The sequence below is a fragment of the Massilimicrobiota sp. An142 genome (assembly GCF_002160725.1).
In the GTDB taxonomy this organism is placed as follows: domain Bacteria; phylum Bacillota_I; class Bacilli_A; order Erysipelotrichales; family Coprobacillaceae; genus Allocoprobacillus; species Allocoprobacillus merdigallinarum.
The window spans coordinates 1-837 of record NZ_NFLD01000089.1 but is presented as its reverse complement, the minus strand read 5'-3'; the positions used below and the strand labels follow the sequence as shown (position 1 = coordinate 837).

Sequence of the window (837 nt, the reverse complement as noted above, 5' to 3'; positions counted from 1 at the left end):
TTAGACTTCTTAAACAGCTTTAAATAATAATATTATGCCGAGAAAATAAAGAAAACCATATGATTATTAAAGGGTAATTTAAATTAACTCGGCATAATAACTAACTCCACATAAGGAGGTCCCCTAAGTCCATTACTATCAAATGTCTATCTTAATGAATTTGATAAAGAAATGGAAAGAAGAGGAAATCGATTTGTAAGATATGCAGATGACTGTGTCATACTGTTCAAAAGTGAAAGAAGTGCTATGAGAGTCAAGGAAACAGTGACGAGATATCTTGAAGAGAATTTATTCGTTAAAGTCAACCAAGAGAAAACAAAAGTCGCTTATATTACTGGTGTAAAATTTCTAGGATTTGGATTCTATATAGAGAAGAGTGGTAACGTACGAATCACTGTTCATAAGAAATCAAAAGAAAAGATGAAAAGAAGAATCAAAGAAATCACAAAAAGAAATAGACCTATCAGTAGTAAGGAACTAGCTCAGGAATTAAAGCTCTATATTACGGGATGGATAAATTACTACAGGATAGCTGATATGAGAGGATATCTTGGTAAAGTTGACTCGTGGCTAAGACGAAGAATACGAATGATATATTGGAAGAGATGGAAGCTAGTAAGAACAAGGTATAGAAATCTGCAAAAGCTAGGTATAGACAGGAATAAGGCATGGGAATGGGCAAATACAAGAAAAAGCTACTGGCATATAGCCAATAGCTTTATACTCTCTAGAACACTGACAAACGAAAGATTAAAAAGATTTGGGTTTGTAAGTGCACTAGATTATTACAATTCTATAAACTTATGAAACGCCGTGTAGGGAACCCTACGCACGGTG

1 protein-coding gene and 1 pseudogene are annotated in these 837 nt (G+C 33.8%); both read left to right on the top strand.

Going from position 1 to position 837, the window contains the following annotated elements; all coding sequences use genetic code 11:
• Positions 1–126: 126 nt before the first annotated feature.
• Positions 127–348, top strand: a pseudogene (locus B5E87_RS15620) (reverse transcriptase domain-containing protein); the annotation flags it as partial.
• Between the two features lie 72 nt (positions 349–420).
• Positions 421–807 carry a group II intron maturase-specific domain-containing protein gene (locus tag B5E87_RS15615; RefSeq protein ID WP_224762633.1) on the top strand — a complete coding sequence of 129 codons (387 nt, stop codon included), beginning with the start codon at positions 421–423 and terminating at the stop codon, positions 805–807.
• Positions 808–837 lie beyond the last annotated feature (30 nt).